Raw genomic sequence first — 1,044 nt, 5'->3', positions numbered from 1 at the left:
GGCTTTGTTGCGTAATTAAATTTAAAGATAGAACAACCCCGTTTCGCGTATTTCTTAATCAATACGACAAGTTTCAGGCATACCTAACCCAGTAAGCTTGTTCAACGCTTTTATCATCGCGTAAGTTTCACCCACCTGGGCATTGTAATTTCTTAAGCTCAATCGTCCTCCTAGCAACTGTTTAACTCGATACATCGCTGTTTCTGACAATGAACGTTTGTGGTATCCATACCGCTCTTTCCAATACTTATTTGAGCCGTATAATTTCTGGCAACCCACGGCGAGATTTCGAGGATGACCACGCTCCCAGAAGGCTGCCCCTTCTCTTGGGGGAATAAGCGCAACGGCTCGCTTCATCTTAATAGCAGCGCGACACGCTCTCGTGTCGTAAGCGCCATCACCAGACACCTCAAGGATGCTTCGACGTGTTTGTTTCAGTAGGTTCGGGAGTACTTCACCATCTGTAACCGTTGATAAACTTAGCTCGGCGGCAATGATCTCATGAGTGCTTGTATCAACTGCAATATGCAGCTTTCGCCAGACTCTCCGCTTGCCATCCGTCCCGTGTTTTTTGACTTTCCATTCACCTTCGCCATAAACCTTAAGGCCAGTTGCATCAATGGCTAGGTGTTGTATCGCTCCTCTCGCTTTAGTCTTAAATGAGACCTCAACTTGCTTGGCTCTACGACTGATGCAGGTGTAATGCGGACAACTTAACGGCACATGGGCTAACCTAAATATCGAGTCGATAAATCCTTGCAGCGCTCTCAGTGGCATAGAAAAAACTCGTTTCACCATGAGTGCTGTCGTAATAGCTAAATCACTGAACCGACGTGGCCTCCCGCGCTTATTCTGTTTGCTTTGCGCCCACCCACTTATTGCTTCTTCATCGATCCAGAAGGTCAGAGAACCACGGTTAATGAGCGATTGGTTGTATTGCTTCCAGTTGGTTGTTTTGTAACAAGGTTTAGGCATAAGGCTACGAGAGAGAGTGGTGGTAGCTGATCAGATCGTAGGTTCTTGATTTAGTTCCATTGAATTACG

At 46.3% G+C, this 1,044-nt stretch carries 1 protein-coding gene; it reads right to left on the bottom strand.

Translation table 11 applies throughout. From position 1 onward, the window contains the following. Window positions 1–54 precede the first annotated feature (54 nt). A complete protein-coding gene (locus tag ACED41_RS21535) occupies window positions 55–975 on the bottom strand; it encodes an IS5 family transposase (protein ID WP_065583724.1) in 921 nt (306 codons plus the stop codon). Window positions 976–1,044 lie beyond the last annotated feature (69 nt).

It is taken from the genome of Vibrio sp. 1F255 (assembly GCF_041439145.1).
GTDB lineage: Bacteria > Pseudomonadota > Gammaproteobacteria > Enterobacterales > Vibrionaceae > Vibrio > Vibrio crassostreae_C.
Note: the sequence above shows the minus strand (reverse complement) of the source record. Positions and strands in the feature narration are given on the sequence as shown.